This is a genomic window from Mesorhizobium sp. M7A.F.Ca.CA.002.15.2.1 (genome assembly GCF_003998715.1).
GTDB lineage: Bacteria > Pseudomonadota > Alphaproteobacteria > Rhizobiales > Rhizobiaceae > Mesorhizobium > Mesorhizobium ciceri.
Genome location: NZ_RZPI01001100.1, coordinates 1 through 992, shown reverse-complemented (window position 1 = coordinate 992; position 992 = coordinate 1). Strand labels below are relative to the sequence as shown.

Sequence of the window (992 nt, the reverse complement as noted above, 5' to 3'; positions counted from 1 at the left end):
GCGGCAGCAGGAAGTTACGGGCGAAGCCGTCCTTGACCTTGACGGTATCGCCCATCTGGCCGAGGCGGGAAACGCGTTCGAGAAGAATGACGTCCATGGATTTGTTCCTTTGGTTGGACGCCAATCGATCGATGAGATCGGCGCCGAATGTCTTGGGAACAGGTCAGGAAGCTTGAGCGCCTTTGGCGCTGGTGTCGCTGTCCTGCCTGTGCGGCAGTTAGAGGTTTTGACCTCAACCCGGGATTTGATGTTCAACCCTGCGGCGCCCGTCGCCGTGGGAGAAGAGCGGGCGGCGAACCGCCCGCATTTGAGATATTAGCGAACCACGTAGGGCAGCAGGCCGAGGAAGCGGGCGCGCTTGATCGCCTTGGCGAGTTCGCGCTGCTTCTTCTGGCTGACGGCGGTGATGCGCGACGGCACGATCTTGCCACGCTCGGAAATGTAGCGCTGCAGCAGACGCACGTCCTTGTAGTCGATCTTGGGCGCGTTGGCGCCGGAGAACGGGCAGGTCTTGCGGCGGCGATGGAACGGGCGCCGGGTCGGGATCTGATTGATGTCGACCATTATTCTGCACCCCCTTCAAAGCCTTCGCGCGGACGGCGCGGACCACGATCGGCACCGGCGTCGCCGAACGAGCGCGGCGGACGATCGCCACGGTCGCCGCGATCACGATCGCCGAACGAACGCGGACCACGATCGCCACGGTCACGGTCGCCGAAGCCGCCGCGTTCCGAGCGCTCTTCGCGCTTCTGCATCATGGCCGACGGGCCTTCCTCATGCGCCTCGACCTTGATGGTCAGGAAACGCAGCACGTCTTCGGACAGGCCCATCTGGCGCTCCATCTCGTTGAGCGCGGCCGCCGGGCAATTCAGGTCCATCAGCGTGTAGTAAGCCTTCCGGTTCTTGTTGACCCGGTAGGTGAGGGACTTCAGTCCCCAGTTCTCGACCCGGCCGACGGACCCGCCATTTGCGGAGATGACACCCTTGTACTG

Annotated in this window: 2 protein-coding genes and 1 pseudogene; all 3 read right to left on the bottom strand. The window is 63.4% G+C overall.

The features are described from left to right. Nucleotides 1–97: pseudogene (locus ENZ74_RS32910) on the bottom strand (50S ribosomal protein L9); the annotation flags it as partial. A gap of 218 nt (nt 98–315) precedes the next feature. Beyond that, entirely contained in the window at nt 316–564 is a 249-nt protein-coding gene (rpsR, locus tag ENZ74_RS32905) for a 30S ribosomal protein S18 (protein WP_006203718.1), read from the bottom strand. Then, nucleotides 564–992 (bottom strand): 30S ribosomal protein S6 (gene rpsF / locus ENZ74_RS32900; protein ID WP_127313343.1); only part of this gene is annotated, 429 nt, incomplete at its 5' end. The genes rpsR and rpsF, both read right to left, overlap by 1 nt.